Raw genomic sequence first — 21,189 nt, 5'->3', positions numbered from 1 at the left:
GGCGTCCAGCGCCCGGCAAGCCATCTGAGACCGCCGCTGTCAAGCGCCGCGGCTTGTTCGCCGCCGACCCAGCGTGTAAGAGATCGCGGGCTCGAACTGCTTTGTCCGGCGAGATAATCAATTGAACGCTCTTAGCAAAGACGAAATCGCCCGGATCGTCGATAAATACCAGGCTCGATTGTCCGAGCATGGTTTCGACGTTGCGGCGCTCAAGTCGGGCGGCGCTCCGAAGCAGTACATCCGTCACAGTCTTCATGCGGGAATTTTTGACCTGGCCGGCCGTCGTGTCCTCGATGTCGGCTGCGGGATCGCGATGTTCTATCGCTTCCTGCGTAATGCCGGCATCGACATTGCCGCCTATGTCGGTATCGATATCGTCGAACCGTTCCTGGACTATGACCGCAAGCTCTTTCCCGAGGCGCAATTCCTCGCGCGCGACATCTTCCAGGAGCCGGTCGACGATCTGGCTCCCGATGTCGTCTTCATGTCGCAGCTGTTCAATGCGCGCTACGAGGCGGATAACAATGAGAGTGTCGCCAGGGAGGCGCTGGCGCGGATGTTTGCTGCCGCGCGCGACGGCGTGGTGGTCGATTTCATGACCAGCTATGTCGATTATCGCGAGCCGGAGCATCATTATTTCGAGCCTGAGGAGATGTTGCGCTACGCCAAGACGCTGACGCCCTTCGTCTCGCTGCATCATGATTACCTGCCGTTCGAGTTCACCCTCGCGCTGCGGCACAGGCCGCGCCTGGAAACGCCACCGGCCGACGATATCCGCGCCTATGACTGACGGATCACAGTCTCCTTCCACCGGAGACGGGGGCGGGCTTCATGCCAATTCCAGCTGGCGCGACGCCTTCGTAGCCTTCGCCGTCGCCCGCACCGGTCTTCCGACCACACGCGTGCGGCAGGTCGTCGAGACCTGCGCGGCCGAGGTCGAGGTGGGCTTGCGCCTGCTCGGAGGATACCTGCGGCCGGGTATCCGACTTCTCGATGTCGGCGCTGGAATTGGCTTGCTCGCCTTCGAACTGCGCCGGCGTGGCTACGAGATCGTCGCGCTCGAACCCGGCGCCAACGGCTTCGGTGACAGTGCCCGCATCGGCGAGGCGCTGCGTGCCTTCGTGCCGGAGCATGACGTCGCGGTGATCGACCGCGAGGCAAGCGGACTCGATCCGGTGAGCGATGGCGTCTTCGACCTGATCTTCTCGGTCAACGTGCTTGAACACATCCCCGATCTCGAGGTGAACCTCGCAGCCATGCTCGGTGTCCTCGCGCCGGGCGGTCAGATGCTGCACACCTGCCCGAACTATCATGTCCCCTACGAGCCGCATTACGCCATGCCGCTGGTGCCGGGCTTTCCCCAGGCGGTGACCTGGCTGCGCCCGCAATTGCGCGAGGACGAGGTTTGGCGTTCGCTGAACTTCATCACGACGAGCCGGGTCCGCCGCTTCGCCGGATCGACCGGCCTGAGCGTCGCCTTCGAGCCTGGCCTGCTGCACGCCACGATCAGCCGTATCGACACCGATCCGAGCTTCAGCGCCCGTCATCCCGGCCTGGTGCCGGTTATCTACCGGGTCATGCAGCGGCTCGGGCTGATCGGCCTTCTGCGTCATTTGCCACCAGCGCTGGCCACCCCGATGAGTTTTCGCCTCTGGCGCACCTCGACTGGACAGAACTCATGAGCCCGGCGGACACGCCCGACACGATTCGCGTTGCCGTAACGGGAATGGGCAACCCGCTCGGCCAGAACATCTTCAAGGCGCTGAAAATGTCGCGCCTGCCGCTCGAATTATTCGCGCTCGATTCAAACCCGTTCTCCGCGGGCTTCTTCGGCGGGGCGACGCCTATCCTGTGTCCGCGCGCCGATGCGTCGGGCTATGTCGAGGAGCTGGTCGCTTTTCTGCGGCGAGAGCGCATCGCCATCGTCTTCTTCGGTACTGAGGCTGAGCCGGCAAAATTGCGCGGTGACAAGGCGCGGATCGAGGCCGAGAGCGGCGCCGTCCTGATGCTCAACGACAGCGCCGTGCTCAACGTCGCCGACGACAAGTACCTGACCGCTTGCGCGCTTGCCGCGGCTGGCCTCGACCATCCGGCCTCGGCTCAGGCCGAGGACAGTGAAGCGGTCGAGGCACTGATCGCGCGGGTCGGCTTCCCGCTGATCGTCAAGCCGCGCAAAGGCTCAGCCTCCCGTGGTCTTGCCCGCATCCGCGGGCGCGACGAGCTCGCGGCACAATTACGGCCCGGCGCGGTGGTGCAGGAGTGCTTGCTGCCGGATGATGCCGAATACACCGTCGGCATCTATCGCTGTGGTGACGGCCGGATTGCGGCCACGACGGTGATCCGGCGCGATCTCGATTTCGGCCTGACATACCGTGGCGTGGTGCTGCAGCATGATGCCATCGCCGCCTATGCCGGCAAGGTCGCGACCGCGCTCGACGCCAAGGTCTCGTGCAATGTTCAGCTGCGGCTGACGCCGCGCGGCCCGGTCTGTTTCGAGGTCAACCCGCGCTTCAGCAGCACCACCCCCGTCCGGGCTCATTTCGGGGTCAACGAACCCGAGCTGGCGATTCGCGAATACGTGCTGGGCGAGACCTTGCCGCCGATCAGCGCCCGCTCCGGCGCAGTCATGCGCGAATGGCGCGAGGTCTATCTCGAGGCAGACGAGTTCGAGGCCGCTTTGCAGCGTGATCTCTCGACCTGGAAGGGCAGGCCATGACACGGCTGGGGCTGATCGCCGACGTCCACGGCAATCTGCCGGCGCTGGAAGCGGTGATCGCGGCCGCTGGCCCGGTCGATGCTTGGCTCTGCGCCGGCGACATTGCCGGGCACCTGCCGCTCGTCGACGAAGTTGCGGCGCGTCTGCGCGCGCTGGGGGCGCATTGCATCAGGGGCAACCACGATATGGCGCTGTTGGAGGGGTTCGGCATTCCCGGCAGTTCGGCCGCGACGCGCGCCCTGCAATTGCAGCGACGCTATGTGAGCGAAGAGACCCGCGCCTGGCTCGCCAGCCTGCCGGAGCGGCTCGACCTGACATTCGATGACTGTACTCTGACGGTGCTGCATGGCGGCCCGGATTCCCCCCTTGAGCAGAAGGTCACAAGTGTGACCGAGGCCGTGCGCGCCTTCGCCAGCGGCCGTGTGCTCGTGCTCGGCCATACCCACCATCATCTCCATGAAGTCGGCGACGATTACGCGGTGCTCAACCCGGGCCCTGTCGGTTTGCCGGCCGACGGCGTCGCCTGCGCCCGCGCCATGGTGCTCGATCTGCCGGCGCGCTCCATGCACGAGATCGCAGTCCCGTACGATGCAACCCCGGTCCTCACCCGGATGGCCGAGCTCGGTTATGACGAGCGATACGCCAATTGTCTCGCCAGCGGGCGCTGGAGCGGCTTTTCTGGCAAGGCCCCGCCCGTGCCGCTGATCATCGTCGGTGCGTCGATCTACGGCGAGATGGTCGCCGAACTTGCCGCGGCGCATCCGGGTATCGCTCTCATCGGTTTTGTCGATGACGCGCCCGGTCTCGCCGGACGCTCCGTTGGCGGCGTGCCTGTGCTTGGGCGCCTCGCTGATCTTGCTGCGCTCGCCGACGAGCACGGAGTAACCGACGTCGCCGTGGCGATCGGTGACAACGACGCGCGCCGGCGGGTGGCGGAGACAGTCAAGCGTCAGGGAGTCAGGCTGGCGCGGCTGGTCCACCCGCAGGCGACCGTGTCGCCGAGCGCCCGTCTGGCCCAGGGCGTGATCGTCGATGCGCAGGCCTATCTCGGTCCCTATTGCGCAGTTGGCGAGGGCGTCTCGATCTGGCCGGGGGCCACGATCAGCCACCATACGCGGATCGGCGCTTATGCAGCGGTGAAGCCGGGGGCCTCGATCGGCGGGCACAGCGTGATTGCCGAGGAGGTCAAGATCGAGCTGGGGAGCGTGACGCCTTCCTATTCGACGGTGGGTGGCAGCCCGGCCTGAGTTCCGGTCTCGGAAAAGCAGGAAAGCACCGCAATGCCGGCTGGCGCCAGTTTGGCGCGAATCTGGTCGTTATAGCGCGCGTTCACAGTCAGCAGCACCGCGTCGACCGGGCTCCCCTTCAGGACGTCAGGATGATGAACCGGGATGCCGTGCTTGATTGTTCCGATCTTGTTGGGGTCTTCGTCGAGGCACATCACGATGTTCGCCTCGCCGAGGGCGGTGTGGCACATCAACAGGCTCAGCACCTCGGCGGAGCCATACACGGCCAGGGAGTGGCCGGAAGCCTGGGTCAGCAGATCATCGACTCTGGCGAAAATGCCCAGCCAATAGTCGCGATTGGCGAACTGCATCTTGCGCCAGCCCGCGAATTCCGACCCATTCTCCGGTTCTGCGACCGATTCTGCCACCCTGCAGGCGAAGAGCGCCGCACCCCGGTTGACCGGGTGATGGGATTTCACCTCCTCGATCGAGAGACCGTGGCGCCGAAGCACGCGCGCGACATGGCCGATCGAGAAATGCCAGACATGCTCGGCGAAGAAGAGGTCGTAGCCGCCTTCGTCCTGGATCGGGAGGCCGAAGATGATGCGACCGCCGGGGCGGCAGGCGCGCTTGAGGACGGACAGAAAGGCATCCAGATCCTCGACATGCTCCAGGACGTTGTAGGAGAAGAGAAAATCGGCCGTTGGCAGGCTCTGGTCCGACGACAGGATCAGGTCGTTGCGAACGTCGAGGCCCTTGGCCCGCGCCAGCCCGGCGGCATGCTGGCTGCCTTCAAAACCAACGACCTGCAGATCAGGGCCGGCTTCCTGAAAGCGCCGAAGCACGTTGCCTTCACCGCAGCCGATCTCGACGATTGTCGTGGCATCGCCTGGGAGGAGCGTGGCCAGCCAGTCGAAGATGACCTTCGAGCGCGGTACGGGACCGTCGGCCGTATAGAACAGGTGCTCTTCGCGACCATAGGTGTTGAGCTGGTAGGCCTCGCCATAGAGCTCGCGCAGCTCGTCATCGCTCAGGGCGCGGGCATTCGCGACCACGCCGCAGGAGGCGCACACGATCTTGGCCAGATGGCCGGGCGCGATCCGCTGGTCGCCGGTCAGGAGGCGACCGCTGCGCGACTCGTAGAATGGCTCCCATGCCGTACCGCCGCAGGAGGGGCATTTCCGGCTCATGCCCGTTTCCCCTTCGCCGGCAGCGCGTCCGGCACCGGGCTCGCCCGCAGGATGTCGCGGGCTGCGTCGCCGCACCAGAGCAGGGTGTCGAGGCTGGAAAGGTGGCTGACGAAAGCATGCCCGCCCTGATCATAAGGCTGTGGCCGGTAGTTCTGGAACACGACCTCGATGCCGGCGGCGCGGAAGCGCTCGATATCGATGAAATCCGCCGCCACCGCCCCATCATAGAGCACGGTCGCGCCGTGATGCAGGCAGAGGTCGATCAGGCGCTGGTTCTTATCGGTCGAGACAATGCCCGCCTCCGAACTCCGGGTGACTGGTGTCCTGATGTCGTAGGCCTCAACCAGCATCGCCATGATCTCATAGTTCAGGTCGACAAGGAGTTCGTGCCCTCCCTCGAGGATCGCCTGCAACCGGGGCAGATAGCGCTTGGTGTGGGGAGCGCGCGCATACCAGGGCTTTAGCTTGTTGATTATCTTGCGAGCCCAGCGTGGGTCGTCGCTGATTCGGACATCCTTGATCGGGAGCTTCTCCGCCTGGGCTCGGACAGGCACGGTGAGATATTCGGGTTTGCCGGTGGCATCGAGCACGCGGTTTCGATTGCGCCAGTCTTGACCGGTGTATTTCACGTCGTCGAGATAGACGAAGATATCGGCTAAGGCCATTTGCTCGAGATAACCGAGCCAGGGAAGAAAACTGGGTTGGATGGTCACCAGGATCATACTGTCGCCTGTTCGAAGAAGTTATTGATGATCGTAGCGGTGCGATCGACCATCGCCTCATCGGTCGAGTGATCGACCCAGAGATTGACGATTCTGGCCGCGAACCGCTCGGCCTCGGGGTAGAGGCTGCGCGACTCTGGCGCAAACATCCGGTTCACCGGTGGATACCAAGTGCTGGCGCTCAACCCAATCTGCCGCAGCCGGGCGACGAGTGCATCGCGGCGTTCGGGCGGGACCAATAGCGAATGGCGCCAAACCGCCTCGCCTTGCCGTGCGGGAGCGTGGGTGACGCCCGGCGCGCGGATAGTGGCGCGGTAGCGGGCCGACAGCAACCGGCGGCGGGCAATGTCCGCCTCAAGCTGGTCGAGCCCGGGAGCGAGACGCGTGGGCCAGCTTGCGTCAACGCGAAACAGCGCTTGAGGCCGGTACCGGGCATAGGCGCCGCGCTGCGCCGCCTCATCGCCAGCCTGCCGCGCAACGCGCAATGTGGCTTCCAGTTCCGCGATGGCCGCCAGATGCCCGGTGTCGGCAAGTGGCATTTCGGCGATCGCGGCAGCGACACGCCCGCGCAGCGCTGGGTCGCGGATGCTGATTGCGCCGCCATGCCCGACATCGAGGATCTTGCCGCCATTGAAGGAATACAGAGCGGCATCGCCAAAGCTACCGAGCGGCTGGCCGTTCCAACTGGCGCCGAGTGCGTTGCAAGTATCCTCTACCAGGATCAGGCCGCGCTGCTTGGCAAAGCTGCAGAACGCGTCCATGTCGATTGGCCGGCCGAAATTTGCCACTGCGAGCACGAAGCGGCAATCGGAACTGTCGACCGCTTCGAGATGCGCGATCTCGGCATTCCCGTGCGCTGCGCTGACATCGTGGAATACTGGCCGCATGCCGGCCCAGATGATTCCGGCTACCGCGATGGCGCAGAGATTCACCGGTACGAGCACGCCGGAACCTGGCGGAGCGGCCTCGCGCAGGAGCGCGACCAATGCCGCCGTGCCCCGCCCGGTCCAGAGCAGATCGGGCGGCAGCGTCGGCCCCTCAACCGCGACGATCATAGCGGGCGCCATAGACGAGTTGGCGGAAGCGCAGGTTTGTGTTGATGCGTTCGAGCTTGTAGGCGATCACGCCCATCAGGCAGAACTGCAGTCCGACAACGGTCAAAAGCACGAAGAGCAGCAGGAGATTGGTGCCGAGCGCCTGCTGCCGAACGATGCCGTCGATGGTCATGCCGACCAGGCCGAGCCCACCCAGCATCAACGACAGGCTGCCGAGCCCGATCAATGTGAGGATCGTACGCGTTCCGCCCGAGAAATTCAGCAGCGCCAGCAGCAGAATATGCACTAGCGCCGCCAGGGTGTAGCGACTGCGACGGCCCGAATCGGGGATGTCGAGCTCGATTTCCTGTACGTGCAGGCCCAGCAGTGCCGTCAGGATCGGCAGGTTCTGGGCGAGGATGTCGGCCTCGACGATCGTCTCGACGACATGACGGCGATAGAGCCGCAAGGGCGAGGCCGGGTCGCGCAGGCCCGCACCCGTCAGGCGGTTGACGATGAAGGACACCGCGTTCGAGCCGAGCGACCGGTACATGGTCTTTGACCGGTTGCTGCGGATACCGCTGACGATATCGAGCCTCTCGTCGGCCTGCGCCGCCGCATGCAGCAGGACCAGGCTCGGCAAGGCGGCTTTCAGATCGGCATCGGCGAGGAAGACGAAATCACCGCGCGCCTCGCGCAGACCAATGAATGTGGCGACATGCTGGCCGCTATTGATGCGCAGCGAGATTGGCCGCAGTTCAGGGAATTCCTCGGCCAGCTTTGAGAGCTCGCGCGCGGTGTTGTCGCGGCTGCCGTCGTTAACGACGATGATCTCGAAGCGGTCGTCGATGCCCGCCAGCACGGCATGGGCTTCCCGAACCAATGCCTCGATACCGCTTTCCTCATTATAGGCAGGTATGACCAGGGATATCCCGACACCTCCCGGCGCCGCGGCACCTGTCCAGCGGTCAGAGGAAGCGCTGGAACTCGGATTGCTCGACAATGCTCTCGATCTCCTTGTCGAATGAGCGCTTCGGCCGCCAGCCGAGGGCGTTCAGTCGTGCCGAGTCAATGCTGTAGCGGCGATCCTGTCCGAGCCTGTCTTCGGTGAAGCCGAAGGCTTTGGTCTCGGGCACGCCAATGATCTGGGCCAGGCGCCGCACGATCTCGATATTCTGAAGATAATCAACGCCTCCGGCATTGTAGATCGTGTTGGCGGCGCCCTTCTCGATGACGGTAAGCACCGCGTCGACCGTGTCCTCAACATGCAGCCAGCAGCGGACATAGCTGCCATTGCCATGGAGGAGAGCGGGGCGGCCACGCTTCAGGCGCGCACAGGATTTCGGAATAAGTTTCTCAGGATACTGATGCGGCCCATAATTATTGGTCGGCCGAACGATGTTGCAATCCAGATGATAGGTCCTGGCCCAGCTCATCACCAACATGTCGGCTGCCGCCTTGGTCGCCGAGTACGGATTAGAGGGTCGCAGGATGCTGGTCTCGTGATGCGGGCCGTCAAGCGCCTCACCATAGACCTCGTCGGTGCTGATATGGATGAAACGTGGTCGGTCGGCCGGCTGCTTCACCCGCACGAGCTCAAGCAGGCGCTGGACGCCAAGAATATTGGAGAGGCAGAACTTGGTGTTGTCCGAGATCGAATTGTCGACATGCGACTCCGCGGCGAAGTTCACGATCACATCGCATTCGCTGAGGTGATCCAGCGCCGCGATATCCTGTTCCTGCACGCGGTAATTCGGATGCTTCGCAAACTCTGCCCGCACCAACCGGTCGGCGGCGTAGTTAACGCGATCGACATTAATGATGTGATGGCCGGCCTCGAGGCAGCGCCGTATGAAATGCTTGCCGATGAAGCCGAAGCCGCCGGTGACGAGAATTATGCGACCAGAGCCGTTTGCGAGGTTCAGCCGTTCGGCGATCACATGATTATGAGCAAAATCCGGCTCGCTCAAAGTGTCGCTCCCAGCAAAATCCTTCGCGAGCCGCCGCACGGAAGCGAGTTCGCATCACCGTTCAAAATCAAGCGTATCCCCTCGTCGGACTGGGTCGATTGAATGGTTTTTTGCAGCATAGGCATTCAATTCAAAGCCTAGAGAAGAACGCGGTGCACCCATATCCGAAGTGCTATGAGGCATCAAGCGGTGTCACATTTGGGATGGATTTACGCAGTGCACGCCGCCGAGCGTAGCGAGTAGGCCCTTTGGGCAGCTCGTTACGAATTTGGCTGTAGCTAAATTGCCATATCCGGTATCCCACGGCTCGAAATTGCAGGACAAGGCTTGAACTGTGGACTCGTTAAGACCAGTAAGGCATCGGATTTGATGACGCTCATCAGGTGCCAAAAATGCTTGATATGACGGCAATGCGCCTTTGCTTTTGTTGTGGTAAAGAGACGCCCTTCGGCTTGGGCGAGCCTGCCCTTCCATTGGGGTGGGTCTGCGAGAGCTGTGGGCACGCGCTCCAGGAGCGTGACGGCATCCCGCTGACCGCTCCAGCACTTGCCGATACGCTGACCGGTTTCGACCCGGCCGATTTCACCTTCCTCGCCACGGCGGAACTCGATCATTTCTGGTTTGCCGCTCGCCGCCGCCTCATTATCGGGCTCGTCGATGCATATTTTCCCGAGGCGACGCGATTTTGCGAGATCGGCTGCGGGTCCGGCAATGTCATCGGCGCACTTGCCGCCAGCCGGCGCTGGAGCCGTATCGTCGGGACCGAGATCCACACCGCGGGGCTTTCGCTCGCCCGTCCGCGCCTGCCCGGGCAGGTCGAGCTCCTGCAGGCCGACGCCCGCAGGATGCCCTTGCGTCACGCCTTCGATCTTGCCGGCTGCTTCGACGTGCTGGAGCATATCGATCGAGACGAAGAGGCTATTGCGGGGATCGCGGCAGCGCTGGTTCCGGGCGGCGGCTTTATTGCCACGGTGCCGCAGCATCCCTCGCTCTGGAGCGTCTCAGACGACATAGCGCATCATCAGCGCCGCTATGTTCGCGGCGAACTGGAGGCCAAACTGGAGCGTGCCGGCTTCGAGGTCCTGTTCTCGACGAGTTACACTGTCCTGCTGCTGCCGATGATGGCGCTAGCGCGGGTGCGCTCACGCAAGGCGGCCCCGGACCAGGACCCACGCGAACTCGCTCGGCGGGAATTCAATATTCAGCCCAGGCTCAATCGCATCCTGCAGGGGATCCTCGACGTTGAGGTGAAGCTCACGCTGCGCGGTATGAGTTGGCCGATTGGCGGAAGCCGGGTAGTGGTCGCCAGGAAGCGTGCAGAAACGGGCAGCGGCAAGGGCACGAGTGTCGCTCCTCCGGCACGAAACACTGTTGCGGCTTAGCCGAAAGGACCAAGGATGGCGCAGATTACGAAGGGGGTTCGGGCTGTCCTGTCGCACCCCGCGGTCTATGATTTCGCTCAGACATTGATGGGCGCCAGCCGTAATCGCCGTTGGATGCAGGATGCATACTTCAGGGCGCGGGCCGGCGATCGCGTGCTCGATGTCGGCTGCGGCACTGCCGATATTCTAACCGTCCTGCCGGAGGTCGACTATGTCGGCTACGATGTCAGCGAGCCCTATATCGAGAATGCGCGAAGTCGTTGGGGGACGCGCGGCCGCTTCTTTGCCGCCCTGCTCGACAGCGACGCCATGCGCAGTCTGGGCGAGTTCGATCTGATCCTTGCGACTGGCCTTCTTCATCATCTGGATGACGATGAGGTCGAGAATTTATTCAAGATACTCGTACCTGGCCTCAAGCCGGGCGGACGGATCGTCACGGTGGATGGCACGTTCGTTCCCGGCCAGAACGCGGTTGCTCGCTGGATCATCTCGAAGGATCGAGGCCAGAACGTGCGCGCGCCGGACGCCTATGCTCAACTCGCCCGTAGCGCGTTCTCGGATGTCAAAGGACACCTGATCCACCGGAACTGGTTCCCCTATACCTACTGGATTATGGAGATCAGTGCGCCGATCGAAGGTCAGCGCGGACCGAAAACCCCTTCCTCTGCGTCAGAAACATTATGATCTCCAGCGGCAGCGCCCGCGACCTGTCCGTCGTGATTCCGATCTATGGCTGCGCAGGCGCAATCTTCGAACTGTACGAACGGCTGACGCGTGCGTTGGTCGGCATGCAGGTCGATTATGAAATCATCTTCATCGACGATGTTTCCCCGGATGGCTCATGGGATCTCCTGCTTGAAGCCGTCGCCGGCGATTCCCGGGTCACGTTGCTGCGCCTGGCACGCAATCACGGCCAGCATATCGCGATTACGGCCGGTCTGGCGGAGTCCTGCGGCGAAAAGGTCATCGTCATGGATGGTGATCTGCAGGATCAACCTGAAGCCATTCCCCTGATCTACGAAAAGGCCAGCGCGACCGAGGCTCCCGTTGTCTACGCCAAGCGAAAGGCCGATCACCAGAAAGGCTCGCGCGTCCTGTTCGGCAAGCTTTACTTCAGATTGCTCGAATGGATCGCCGGACGGAAAATCGATCCCGAATACGGCACCTTCACACTGATAACCCGGCCAGTCGTCGAGGCTTATCTGTCGTTGAAGGAGTCCAACAGGCACTATCTTTTTATCCTGTATTGGCTCGGTTTCGCCCATGCCGAGATAGAGTTCGCGCGCGACAAGCGCTCGCATGGCCGGTCCTCGTATAATTTCATGCGCCTGCTGTCCCATGCCTTCCAGGGCATGAAATTCTACGCCGCGTCTCTGCAACGACTGCTTCTGCTCGCCACTGGCTTGGCAGGGCTTGCGGGCGTGGCGCTTCTCCTGATTGCGCTGCTGGGCTTTGACTTCGCGGCCGACGGGGTTGTCCGCAGGGCCGTTCTCGCGCTCGGCTCGCTGATCGCGATCGGCTGCAGTTCCGCGCTGGCGCTTGTCGGCGTGCTTGCATTCCAGGCTTTCGAGGAGGCCAAGGACCGGCCACTTTACATTGTTCACAAGCGCATTCGCGGCGGTGAGATCAATCGTGCGATCACGTCGCGCGCGAGTGCGGGCGTGCATATGGCGCGCACCCAGCCTTAACCAGCACGGCCTGATCATATTCTGGTCGTCAATCGCGCCAAGCTTCAGGACAGGGTTCGGATATGAAGGGGATCATACTAGCGGGCGGAAGCGGGACCAGGCTTCATCCGATGACAATGGTCATGTCGAAGCAGCTTTTGCCGATCCATGACAAACCGATGATCTATTATCCGCTCTCGGTGCTGATGCTGGCCGGAATCCGCGAGATACTCATCATCTCGACTCCGCGCGATCTGCCGCATTTTCGCGATTTGCTCGGCAGCGGCAGCGATTGGGGGCTCTCCCTGTCCTATGCCGAGCAGCCGCAGCCCGAGGGGCTGGCTCAAGCCTATATTATCGGCGCCGATTTCGTCCGTGGTGGTCCGTCCGCGCTGATCCTCGGCGACAACATCTTCTATGGCGCCGGATTGTCCGGCCTGCTTGCGCAGGCTGTGGCGCAGCCCACTGGCGCGACAGTGTTCGGCTATCGAGTCACTGACCCGGAGCGCTATGGCGTCGTGGAATTCAACAAAGAGCGCCGCGCGGTCTCGATCGAGGAGAAGCCGCTCAAGCCGCGCTCGAACTGGGCCGTGACCGGGCTTTATTTCTATGACGAGGACGTCGTCGAGATAGCTGCCTCGATCAAGCCCTCTGCGCGTGGTGAACTCGAGATCACCGATGTGAATCGACACTATCTCGAGCAAAACCGGCTCCGCGTCGAACTGATCGGGCGGGGCTTCGCCTGGCTTGACACCGGCACACCCGATTCGCTGACTGATGCCTCTCATTTCGTTCAGGCTCTGGAGCGGCGTCAGGGGACGCGGATTTGCTGCCCCGAGGAGATCGCCTTCGACCGCGGCTTTATCGACGCTGCACAGTTGCGCGCGCTCGGAGAGCGCGTTGGGAAGAGCCCTTATGGTCGTTATCTCATCGCCCTTGCCGACGGTGGATATTAGAGCGCGTCGGTCAGGGCCGCCCAGGGCAATCTCGGGGATTTAGGGTTGCCTACAGACGAGAAACACTTGAACAAGCGCTAACAACCCTGTTCTGGGAGAATTTGAGATGTCAGACGAAGCCTTCCCGCGCTATGGCGTCCGCGAGCAAACGCTCTCGGAAACGGCCGTCGACCATGCGATCGAGCAATTGCGCCTCCTCGGCTATGCGATTGTTGATGGAGGATATTCCAGCGCGGAACTCGTGCAGCTGTCGCAGAAATTCGATGCCGCGAAGGGGCAGATGGAGGAGCGCTTCGGGCGCGACAATCTGGTGGCGATCGACGAGCACAACACGGTGCGCGTACCGATGGTTTATGACCGGACGTTTTTGGACCTCGCGCGCAACCCGGTCGTGGTTGAGATCTGCCGGCGGCTGATGGGCGAGGCCTTCCTGCTCAACCAGCAGAATGGTGTGATCAATCCAGGCCGGGCGCAGCGCTACAATCAGAGCGCTTATCACCGCGACTTGCCCTACCAGCATTATGTCTCGTCGCGGCCGCTGGCGATCAACGCGCTGTTCTGCATCGATCCCTTCACACTCGAGAATGGCGCGACCCATGTCGTGCCGGGCAGCCACAAGCAGGAGGCCTTTCCGTCCGACACCATCGTCAAGGCGCTGGAAGTACAGGCGGTCGCGCCCGCCGGCTCCTTCATCGTGCTCGACTGCATGGTCTATCATGCTGGCGGGGTGAATCGGACCGAGACGCCGCGCCGCGCCGTCAATCACGTCTATACCATCCCGATGATGAAGCAGCAGGTCGACATGCCGACGGTTCTCGGCGACGACTTCACGCAGGACCCCTACGAGCGCAAGCTTCTCGGGTACGATTATCAGGTTCCGGTCAATGTCGAGGCCTATTACGCGCAAAGGCGCGCCAAATCCGCCAAGTAGGCGCGCAACGCGCCCGCCGCCGCCCAGGTCCGCCGCCGTTTTTGCCAACGTTGTGGTGCAGCGCTGCATTTGTTAAAGCGGCGGCGTGATCGTCGAGTGGAGCCAGTGATTCCGCACGCACCCCCGGGCCGTCGGGTGGCGATCAGGAACTCGAAGGGCCGGTCCGGAACGTTTGATGATAATTCGCTACGCCCGCCATCTCTGGCCGTACGTTCTCGCAGCGCTTTGTTGCGGAGTCGCACTCTATGCGTTCGACTGGCGCGCAGTCGGATCCGTCATTGGCAGGGCTGACTGGGCGGCGCTCGGGCTGAGCGCGGTCCCGATCCTTCTCATCATCTTCGGGCTCGGCACCGTCCGATGGCTGGCAGTGACGGGCCAGCCGGTGCGGTTCGCCAATGTCGTCGACATCTATCTCTATATCGCGGTGGTGATCGCGGTTGCCTCGCAGACGCCGATGCAACTCGGTGAATCGCTGAAGATCAAGTTCGCCCGCCGTTCGCACGTCACGTTCACGACGTCGACCATGGGCTTCCTGCTTGAGCGTATCGTCGATCTCGTGATGGTGTTCTGGCTGGCGGCGCTCGGCTTGGCCTGGCGCGGCGATTTCGGCGCGCTCGCAGGGATTGCCGCCGGGTGCGCCCTGCTCGGCACGTTCGCGCTGCCCGCCCTGCTGCGCTTTATCGCCTGGCGCTTCGCCGATACCCGTATCGGCAATCTCCTGCGGGCTCTGTCGAAGGACGCGCTGCCGCCGTCGCGGTTCGCGGTCCTGATCGCATGTACCGCTGGCAAGTGGCTGTTGGTGGCGGCCTTGTGGCGTGCGGCGATTCAGAGCGTCGGCATTGGTATCGATTTCCCGACCAGCATGTGCCTGGTCTCAGTGGTAACCGTCGTCGCGACCTTGTCGATGGTGCCGGGTGGGCTCGGGGTCTCGGAACTGTCCATCCGGGCTCTGTTGATCAGTTTCGGCAAAGAGCCGTTTCAGGCCGAGGCGGCGGCGATTGCGGTCCGGCTGTTGACGCCGGTGATGATCGGCCTCGGGCTGATCCACCTGCCGATCCTGATGCTCTTGCGCCGCATCCAACCCGCGCCGAACGCGGCCGACAGCAAGGCTGGGCAGGCCTCGGGCCAGGCCCAACCGGCCGGCGCCAAGATCACATGAGGCTTGCCGGACAAGGCGGCCGACTCGGGCCTGGGCGGCCTGTTCTCCCGCTCTTGCGCACAACGCGGCCTGCTCCGGATCCGAGCGGCTCGCGATGGCAGGCATGGCTAGGACTGGCTGCGTCCAAAGATCCCACTGGCAAAGAGTGGATGGCAAATAGCTGGATGGTGCTTCCAGCGATCATGCTCCCGTTGGTCATGCTGATTGCGGTATCCGGCTGCATTGGTTTCGCGCGTAGCGGCGCGCCGCCGGCGTCGGTGCTGCAACTGCTGGAGGGGCTGCTTTCCGGTTTCGCGCGGCCGGCACCGTCACTAGATCGAATGCTGCTGGGGCCGCTGCTGGCGCTGGAACAATCCCGGGCGCTGACGCCGGCCGGGGCGGCTCTGCTCGTCGCCGTGGTTCTGCAGGTTGTCGCCTGCGCCGCCGCCTTCGCCTGTGCCGCGCCGCGCTCGACAACTCTCATGGGTTTGTTCGCTGCCCTGGCGCTGGGCTGCAATCCGGCCTGGCTCGTATTGCTCGCTCAGGCACCGGGCATGGCGGCAGGGCTCGTGGCTATCCTCATCGGCTTGGCCCTGACCGGGACGATCTGGCGGATTCCCGCCTTGTTTCTGACCGTGGCTTCAGTCATGGGAATCGCGTTGCTCGCTGGCGTAACGGGCTGGATGAGCGTCGGCGCTGTCGACGCGATGGCGCCACTGCTTCTGGCCGGCGCAAGCTTGGGCCCTTTTCTGGGCATCCTGGCGCTAGGCTCCCGCCTTGGCGAGCCAGCAACTGCGAAAGTGCTCGCCCTGGGCATGCTGGCGCTCAGTCTCATCGCCTCCTTGCTCGCGATCGGCGCACCGCCTCCCACTTCGCGCCGGCAGATTGCGGCGGAACAGGCGAGGGGCATGACACAACGCGCCTTTCAGGACCTGCTACGCCCCTTCGTCCGCCGAGCGGGACACGTCGTGCTTTGGGACCAGACCCAGCGCGTGGCTCAATTCGGGGCAGTGACGCAATTGCCGCGCCGCGCCGACATCTCGCTTTTTGAGCTTTCCTACGCGCTACGCCACGCCAGCGCCCCGGTCGTCGTGGTCATCGCCTGCGAGGAACGTTCTGATTGCTCTGCCGCGCATGAAGTCCTCGATGCGATCGAGTTCGAGACCGTGGTTCTGCTTAGCGGGGGCAGGGTTTCGGTCGGCGGCAAAGACTTGCACTATACGGTTGTTCAGTCCCTGCCGACGAAACCCGGATCTTGAAGCCGGGTTTCGGCTCAACTCGGTCTTGTCGCCGGCCTCGGGCGGGAGGCCATCTCGATGATGACGAGGTGAACGATCGGAAGATCGGGTATTTCGATCCGTGTGGTCAGCCGCTCCGACACGATGAGCGATGGCTCAAGTGCGAGCTGGAGAGCGCCCCGCCGGCACTCCGCCGCGTCGATGCAGAGGAGAACGGCGGCGGTTGGTCGCTTGGCAAGCATAGCCAGCTGCCGGTAGAGCGCGCCCTCCGGCTTCGGCATTTCGAAGCCGAGCGAGGTCAAATCCCATCCCATGCTGGCGGTCGCGCCATCGAACAGCGAGAATTTGTAGGTCGTTCCAGCAAAATACAGTCGATACGACGAAACCGCCCTTGAGCTGGTCGCGCGTTCTGCGCTCTCGCGATTAAACCAGGTTACGATGCGCTGGTCCGAGACACCGGCCGCAATGACTGCATCGTGGATTCTAGCCGCGAACTGGGCCTGAAGACGTGGCTTCGCTGGATTGTTGACGGTGAGCGTCTTGGCTAGCTCCCCATCCGTCACGACCGCGAGGCTCAGCACCGAAACAGCCGCCAACAGGCCCATGCGGGCGCGACGCAGAGCGAAGGCGATCAGAGTCAGGAGGCAGCCGCCAAGAAGCAATGCCCAGACGACATCGAACGAAACACTTGCATCCCACCGCCAGATCAGAAGCAGGAGGAGGGCCAACGCCGCTGCGAGCGCGGCATCCTTTCGGGAGTTGGCATCCCGTCCTGCGCCGACCAGCAAGGCACAGAATGGGATAAAGATCACCAGAAGATAGCTCGCATAAAAGCGAAACTGCAGAGGGCCGCGCTGATGAACCTCTGCCAGCGCGACGATGCCCAGGGCGAGGCAGCTGACGAGCAAAAGGCCATAGACCCTCCGATCTGGTCCCACGCCCCGGCGAAGCAGGGCCGCAGCCATAACGACCACCAGCGCAAGCGGTGCAAGAATTGCCCGAGGGCCTTCGTGCACCCACGCGGAAAGCGGCAGGACGAAGCTGGAACCCGACGCATTGAGTCCGCGCGCGCCCGTTTCGGCGCTAGGCAGAAGGAAGAGGAAGGGGCCGCCCAGCCATGACGACACCAGACCGAGGAAAACGAGGCTGGCGAGGCCGCCGCAGAATGCGCCCAGCAGCGCGATCGACAGGCGACGCCAGCCCGTCGCGCCGGCTATGAAGATCATGAAGATGGCGGCGCTGGCAAAAACACCCGGCACCGGATGTGTCGCGACGGCAAAGGCTGCCGCGGCGCCGGCGGCAGGTCCACGCACAGCCTCGGATCCATCGAGGCGCTTAGATAGGGCGGCAGCGATTCCAAGTAGCGCGAAGGCGATGGCGAGGCCGTCGACGTAACCTTCGACGAAGCATCGGACCCAGATGGGGCTCAAGGCGATAGCCAATACGAAGACCAGTCGCAGGGCCGGTCGAGCGATGCTCGCGCGGGCCACGCAGAGCAGTGACGCGAGTCCGATCAGATAGCACAGGTTGGCAAGCATCTGCTGCGCCAGAACGGGCTCGAAAACCCGGTAGCTCAACCAGCCCAGAAATATAAAGGGAATACGTGTGCTGTGGTAGTTCGCGCCGTAATCGGCGATGTTTTGGGCCGGATTCAGAAAGTTGAAGATATAGAGGCCGGGATCGACCCAGCCCATCGGCGGAAACAGGTTGTACAGGCCCGAATTCAGCGCAAGCAGGCAAATCGCTGCCAGCGCCGCAAACTCACCTAGCCATGGTGTATCGAGAAGGCGCCGATCGCTTCGAGGGGAAGCTGGCGGGTGCGGAAGCGCCTCATCGGACGAAGTCTCAAGCCGCACGAGGCGCCTGTCCGAAAAACTCATGAATACGATCGCAGACCCGGAGCGTTGCGGCTTCGGGGAGATCAGACCAGACGGGCAGGCGCACGAGGCGGTTCGCTTGATCGCATGTGACTGGCAGATCGCCATGAGCACGCCCGAAACGCATGCCGGCTGGCGAGGAATGCAGCGGCACATAATGGGTCGCCGTATCGATCTCGTGCTGCTTCAGCCAGTTGCGCAGATCGCGTTGCTGCTCATGCGTCTCCGTGAGCAGATAGTAGATGTGGCCGTTATGGGCGCAATCATCGGGCACCCCGGGGCGGCGCAGGAGGCCGCGCTGTTCCAGTGAGGCCAGAGAATCGTTGTAGGTGTTCCAGATCGCCAGCCGCCGCGTGATGAGGTCTTCCCCGCTTTCGAGCTGGGCCAGAAGAAAGGCCGCGATCATCTCGCTTGGGAGATAAGATGATCCGATGTCCATCCAAGTGTATTTGTCGATCTGACCGTTGAGGAATTCCGTTCGGTTCGTTCCCTTCTCGCGAATGATCATGGCACGCTTCACAAGGGCGGGATCGTTGATCAGGAGCGCTCCGCCTTCACCTGAGACGATGTTCTTGGTCTCGTGGAAGCTGAGCGTGCCCAAGGCGCCGAACGTACCCAGCTGCTGGCCGCGATAGCTGGCGTGGTGAGCCTGCGCCGCGTCTTCGACCACAGCCAACCCGTGCCGCTTCGCAAGGGCCATAATCGAGTCCATCTCGCAAGCAACGCCGGCGTAGTGAACCACGCAGATCGCCTTTGTCGCCGGAGTAATGGCGTCCTCAATCAGGCGCTCATCGAGATTCATAGTATCGGCGCGAACATCGACAAAAACCGGGATCGCTCCTCGTAACGCGAAGGCGTTCGCCGTCGACGCGAAGGTATAGGATGGCATGATGATTTCGTCGCCGGGTCCTGCGTTCACCAGGATGGCAGCCATTTCGAGAGCAGCCGTACACGAATGAGTCAACAAGGCCTTGGAGGTTCCGGTCGTCCGTTCTATCCATTTATGGCATTGTTCTGTAAAATATCCATCACCGGATATGCGGCCATTCTCAATGGATTCAAGTATGTACTTAAGGGATTTCTCGGTCTTTGGGGGCTTGTTGAAGTAAATCCGGTCGGATGGCATGTCGCGCTCTTCAGTCAGATCTCGATGGTTGCTGGTACAGTGCTATTTTTCTCGTGCGCACATTCGTTCCTGCAACCCACAGTGGCGGGTCCCTCAACATGGATAAGGGGGATATCGAAAAACCGCAATACGGCAGGCCCCTGCCTTCCAACGCGGAGCATCCGCGTGTCCAGTCGACTAAGCCGCTGCCTCTCGATTCAGGTGCTATTAAATTTCAATTAATGATGATATTCGTATATTCAAACGTATTTTTCCAGGCGCAATTATTAAATTTTATATTATTCTGTCATATTTATTGACGGTATATTTTCCCTCGGTGTATTGAGCGTAGTTTTTTTAGTTTCCGAAATGTATTCGACTTTCTATTTTTGCCGGAATCGTCGAGCCTGGCCGGAGAGACGTTTCATCCCGCTCGTACCTCTCCAGAGTTTGGCAAACCGTACCGCGTGACTGTATTGTCCGCGGCGTGAGTCAAATTATTTGCGTGCGTAGACATCCTCGAGGCGAACGATGTCGTCCTCACCGGTATAGCTACCCACTTGTACCTCGATCAACTCCAGATCGATCTTGCCCGGATTGCGCAGGCGGTGGACGCAACCGACAGGCAAATAAGCCGATTCATTCTCATGCACGAATCTCGTCTCGTCGTCGACCGTGACCTCGGCTGTGCCCGAGACGACAACCCAGTGCTCGGCCCTGTGGAAATGCTTCTGCAGGCTGAGCAGCCCGCCGGGCTTGACGTTGATGCGCTTCACCTGAAAGCGCTGGCCGATATCGATGCGCTGGTACCAGCCCCAGGGCCGGTAGACCTTGAGATGCTCGCTCGCCTGCGGGCGGCCCGCGGTTTTCATGTGCTGAACCAGCGTTTTGACGTTGCCGGCCGCCGCCATCGAGGAAACCAATACGGCATCGCGGGTCGCAACCACGACGACGTCGTCAAGGCCCAGCACCGTGACCAGCAAATCGTCGCTGCGCAGATAGTTGCCGTGACTATCGAGCGCGACCACGTCGCCTTCAAGCACGTTGCGGTCGGCGTCCTTCGGCTTGATCTCGTAGACCGAATCCCAGGTGCCGATATCGGACCAATCGAAGGTCGCCTCGACAACTCCCCCGGCCTCGGTCCGCTCCATCACAGCATAATCGATCGAGATCTTGGGAGCGCGAGAGAAGGCTGATGGATCGAGACGCAGAAAATCAAGATCGCGAGCGGCTCCCGCAACCGCTGCGGTTGCCGCCGCCAGGGTTTCCGGAGCGTGTCGCGACAACTCCTCCCGCATCGTCGCGGCGGCGAATAGAAAATTGCCGCTGTTCCAGAGATAGCCTTCTTCCAAATAGCGCTTGGCGCGGTCGAGATCGGGCTTCTCGACAAAACGCAGCAATCTGCTAGCGCGCGGAGCGTCCAAGAGTTCGCCACGGGCGAGATAGCCATAGCTCGTAGCGGGATGGGTCGGCGTGATGCCGAGCGTCATGATCAAGCCGGAGGCTGCGAGCTCGGCCGCGATCGCGCAGTCAGCGTGAAAGGCGTCGGTGTTTTGAATGATGTGGTCGGCCGCAAGGGCGACGCAGATCGCATCGACACCGCGCTGCATGGCCAGGACAGTGCCGACTGCGACTGCGGCAGCAGAATCGCGCCCCTCCGGCTCGAGCACAATCTCACCCTTGATGCCGATAGCGAGCATCTGCTCGGCAGCGATGAAGCGGAAGTCGTTGTTCGTAATCACGACCGGCGCTCCAAAGCGCGGATCGGCGAGGCGCTGCAGCGTTGCCTGAAACGTGGAGCGCCCGTCATCGAGCAGCGGGAGAAACTGCTTCGGCAAGGTATCGCGCGAAAGTGGCCAGAGCCTGGTGCCTGAGCCGCCGGCCATGACAAGCGGAACGATCTTGGTGAGGTTCATCGCGGGCGCTCGTTAAAAAGGCGTGCTGTATCGGTCAATGCGACGTCGTACAGCGAAAGCGGATAATCGAACGAAGCCTACCATCCGGTGAACGTCGGTCCCACCTCTCGAGGCAGATGGC

Annotated in this window: 19 protein-coding genes; 11 read left to right on the top strand and 8 right to left on the bottom strand. The window is 62.3% G+C overall.

Going from position 1 to position 21,189, the window contains the following annotated elements; genetic code table 11:
* Positions 1-121 precede the first annotated feature (121 nt).
* From EV560_RS02045 to EV560_RS02030, 4 genes are read left to right on the top strand one after another with little or no spacing between them, the layout of a single operon-like run.
* Positions 122-790: a class I SAM-dependent methyltransferase gene (locus EV560_RS02045; RefSeq protein ID WP_131853498.1), complete on the top strand. Its 669-nt coding sequence runs from the start codon at positions 122-124 to the stop codon at positions 788-790.
* Positions 783-1,682 (top strand): class I SAM-dependent methyltransferase, encoded by a 900-nt coding sequence (locus EV560_RS02040; RefSeq protein ID WP_165923277.1) that lies wholly within the window; start codon positions 783-785, stop codon positions 1,680-1,682. Before EV560_RS02045 ends, EV560_RS02040 begins: the two co-directional genes overlap by 8 nt.
* A complete protein-coding gene (locus tag EV560_RS02035) occupies positions 1,679-2,716 on the top strand; it encodes an ATP-grasp domain-containing protein (RefSeq protein WP_131853494.1) in 1,038 nt (345 codons plus the stop codon). Before EV560_RS02040 ends, EV560_RS02035 begins: the two co-directional genes overlap by 4 nt.
* The gene (locus tag EV560_RS02030) at positions 2,713-3,963 is read left to right on the top strand and encodes a metallophosphoesterase family protein (protein WP_131853493.1); all 1,251 of its coding nucleotides are present in this window, start codon (positions 2,713-2,715) and stop codon (positions 3,961-3,963) included. Before EV560_RS02035 ends, EV560_RS02030 begins: the two co-directional genes overlap by 4 nt.
* Here EV560_RS02030 and EV560_RS02025 read toward each other — a convergent pair.
* Genes EV560_RS02025 through EV560_RS02005 form a run of 5 tightly spaced genes read right to left on the bottom strand, consistent with a single transcriptional unit; the run spans position 3,933 to position 8,858 of the window.
* Positions 3,933-5,207: a methyltransferase domain-containing protein gene (locus EV560_RS02025; RefSeq protein WP_131853490.1), complete on the bottom strand. Its 1,275-nt coding sequence runs from the start codon at positions 5,205-5,207 to the stop codon at positions 3,933-3,935. The genes EV560_RS02030 and EV560_RS02025 overlap by 31 nt on opposite strands.
* On the bottom strand, positions 5,129-5,854 hold the full coding sequence (locus tag EV560_RS02020; RefSeq protein WP_131853488.1) for a WbqC family protein: 726 nt from the start codon (positions 5,852-5,854) through the stop codon (positions 5,129-5,131). The genes EV560_RS02025 and EV560_RS02020 overlap by 79 nt, the downstream gene beginning before the upstream one ends.
* The gene (locus EV560_RS02015) at positions 5,851-6,909 is read right to left on the bottom strand and encodes a DegT/DnrJ/EryC1/StrS family aminotransferase (RefSeq protein WP_165923276.1); all 1,059 of its coding nucleotides are present in this window, start codon (positions 6,907-6,909) and stop codon (positions 5,851-5,853) included. Before EV560_RS02015 ends, EV560_RS02020 begins: the two co-directional genes overlap by 4 nt.
* On the bottom strand, positions 6,893-7,891 hold the full coding sequence (locus tag EV560_RS02010; protein ID WP_131853484.1) for a glycosyltransferase: 999 nt from the start codon (positions 7,889-7,891) through the stop codon (positions 6,893-6,895). The genes EV560_RS02015 and EV560_RS02010 overlap by 17 nt, the downstream gene beginning before the upstream one ends.
* Positions 7,857-8,858: a dTDP-glucose 4,6-dehydratase gene (locus EV560_RS02005; protein ID WP_165923275.1), complete on the bottom strand. Its 1,002-nt coding sequence runs from the start codon at positions 8,856-8,858 to the stop codon at positions 7,857-7,859. The genes EV560_RS02010 and EV560_RS02005 overlap by 35 nt, the downstream gene beginning before the upstream one ends.
* A gap of 392 nt (positions 8,859-9,250) precedes the next feature.
* On the opposite strand from EV560_RS02005, the gene EV560_RS02000 reads away from it, so the two are divergent.
* From EV560_RS02000 to EV560_RS01970, 7 genes are all read left to right on the top strand, one after another.
* Positions 9,251-10,240 carry a class I SAM-dependent methyltransferase gene (locus tag EV560_RS02000; protein ID WP_131853480.1) on the top strand — a complete coding sequence of 330 codons (990 nt, stop codon included), beginning with the start codon at positions 9,251-9,253 and terminating at the stop codon, positions 10,238-10,240.
* 15 nt (positions 10,241-10,255) lie between these two features.
* Positions 10,256-10,924, top strand: coding sequence for a class I SAM-dependent methyltransferase (locus EV560_RS01995; RefSeq protein ID WP_131853478.1), 669 nt, complete (start codon positions 10,256-10,258; stop codon positions 10,922-10,924).
* A complete protein-coding gene (locus EV560_RS01990) occupies positions 10,921-11,928 on the top strand; it encodes a glycosyltransferase family 2 protein (RefSeq protein ID WP_131853476.1) in 1,008 nt (335 codons plus the stop codon). The genes EV560_RS01995 and EV560_RS01990 overlap by 4 nt, the downstream gene beginning before the upstream one ends.
* Before the next feature lie 62 nt (positions 11,929-11,990).
* Positions 11,991-12,863, top strand: a complete 873-nt coding sequence (rfbA, locus tag EV560_RS01985; protein ID WP_131853474.1) for a glucose-1-phosphate thymidylyltransferase RfbA — start codon at positions 11,991-11,993, stop codon at positions 12,861-12,863.
* Between the two features lie 106 nt (positions 12,864-12,969).
* Positions 12,970-13,794 (top strand): phytanoyl-CoA dioxygenase family protein, encoded by an 825-nt coding sequence (locus EV560_RS01980; protein WP_131853472.1) that lies wholly within the window; start codon positions 12,970-12,972, stop codon positions 13,792-13,794.
* 175 nt (positions 13,795-13,969) lie between these two features.
* Entirely contained in the window at positions 13,970-14,953 is a 984-nt protein-coding gene (locus EV560_RS01975; protein WP_131853470.1) for a lysylphosphatidylglycerol synthase transmembrane domain-containing protein, read from the top strand.
* Between the two features lie 149 nt (positions 14,954-15,102).
* On the top strand, positions 15,103-16,191 hold the full coding sequence (locus tag EV560_RS01970; RefSeq protein WP_131853468.1) for a hypothetical protein: 1,089 nt from the start codon (positions 15,103-15,105) through the stop codon (positions 16,189-16,191).
* Between the two features lie 14 nt (positions 16,192-16,205).
* Here the strand turns inward: EV560_RS01970 and EV560_RS01965 are convergent, their stop codons facing one another.
* The 3 genes from EV560_RS01965 to EV560_RS01955 form a co-directional block, all read right to left on the bottom strand.
* Positions 16,206-18,050: a hypothetical protein gene (locus EV560_RS01965; RefSeq protein ID WP_131853466.1), complete on the bottom strand. Its 1,845-nt coding sequence runs from the start codon at positions 18,048-18,050 to the stop codon at positions 16,206-16,208.
* Positions 18,016-19,173, bottom strand: coding sequence for a dTDP-4-amino-4,6-dideoxygalactose transaminase (gene rffA, locus EV560_RS01960; RefSeq protein WP_131853464.1), 1,158 nt, complete (start codon positions 19,171-19,173; stop codon positions 18,016-18,018). Before rffA ends, EV560_RS01965 begins: the two co-directional genes overlap by 35 nt.
* A 476-nt stretch (positions 19,174-19,649) precedes the next feature.
* Positions 19,650-21,068, bottom strand: coding sequence for a mannose-1-phosphate guanylyltransferase/mannose-6-phosphate isomerase (locus EV560_RS01955; RefSeq protein WP_131853462.1), 1,419 nt, complete (start codon positions 21,066-21,068; stop codon positions 19,650-19,652).
* Between the last annotated feature and the right edge of the window lie 121 nt (positions 21,069-21,189).

Source organism: Allobosea sp. BK604, from assembly GCF_004341515.1.
Taxonomy (GTDB): Bacteria; Pseudomonadota; Alphaproteobacteria; order Rhizobiales; family Beijerinckiaceae; genus Allobosea.
Note: the sequence above shows the minus strand (reverse complement) of the source record. Positions and strands in the feature narration are given on the sequence as shown.

Coding starts and splice junctions, on each gene's coding strand:
- EV560_RS02040 (WP_165923277.1), top strand. CDS start 783: ATGACTGACGGATCACAGTCTCCTTCCACCGGAGACGGGGGCGGGCTT.
- EV560_RS02035 (WP_131853494.1), top strand. CDS start 1,679: ATGAGCCCGGCGGACACGCCCGACACGATTCGCGTTGCCGTAACGGGA.
- EV560_RS02030 (WP_131853493.1), top strand. CDS start 2,713: ATGACACGGCTGGGGCTGATCGCCGACGTCCACGGCAATCTGCCGGCG.
- EV560_RS02020 (WP_131853488.1), bottom strand. CDS start 5,854: ATGATCCTGGTGACCATCCAACCCAGTTTTCTTCCCTGGCTCGGTTAT.
- EV560_RS02015 (WP_165923276.1), bottom strand. CDS start 6,909: ATGATCGTCGCGGTTGAGGGGCCGACGCTGCCGCCCGATCTGCTCTGG.
- EV560_RS02000 (WP_131853480.1), top strand. CDS start 9,251: ATGCTTGATATGACGGCAATGCGCCTTTGCTTTTGTTGTGGTAAAGAG.
- EV560_RS01995 (WP_131853478.1), top strand. CDS start 10,256: ATGGCGCAGATTACGAAGGGGGTTCGGGCTGTCCTGTCGCACCCCGCG.
- EV560_RS01990 (WP_131853476.1), top strand. CDS start 10,921: ATGATCTCCAGCGGCAGCGCCCGCGACCTGTCCGTCGTGATTCCGATC.
- rfbA (WP_131853474.1), top strand. CDS start 11,991: ATGAAGGGGATCATACTAGCGGGCGGAAGCGGGACCAGGCTTCATCCG.
- EV560_RS01980 (WP_131853472.1), top strand. CDS start 12,970: ATGTCAGACGAAGCCTTCCCGCGCTATGGCGTCCGCGAGCAAACGCTC.
- EV560_RS01975 (WP_131853470.1), top strand. CDS start 13,970: ATGATAATTCGCTACGCCCGCCATCTCTGGCCGTACGTTCTCGCAGCG.
- EV560_RS01970 (WP_131853468.1), top strand. CDS start 15,103: ATGGCAAATAGCTGGATGGTGCTTCCAGCGATCATGCTCCCGTTGGTC.
- EV560_RS01965 (WP_131853466.1), bottom strand. CDS start 18,050: ATGAGTTTTTCGGACAGGCGCCTCGTGCGGCTTGAGACTTCGTCCGAT.
- rffA (WP_131853464.1), bottom strand. CDS start 19,173: ATGCCATCCGACCGGATTTACTTCAACAAGCCCCCAAAGACCGAGAAA.
- EV560_RS01955 (WP_131853462.1), bottom strand. CDS start 21,068: ATGAACCTCACCAAGATCGTTCCGCTTGTCATGGCCGGCGGCTCAGGC.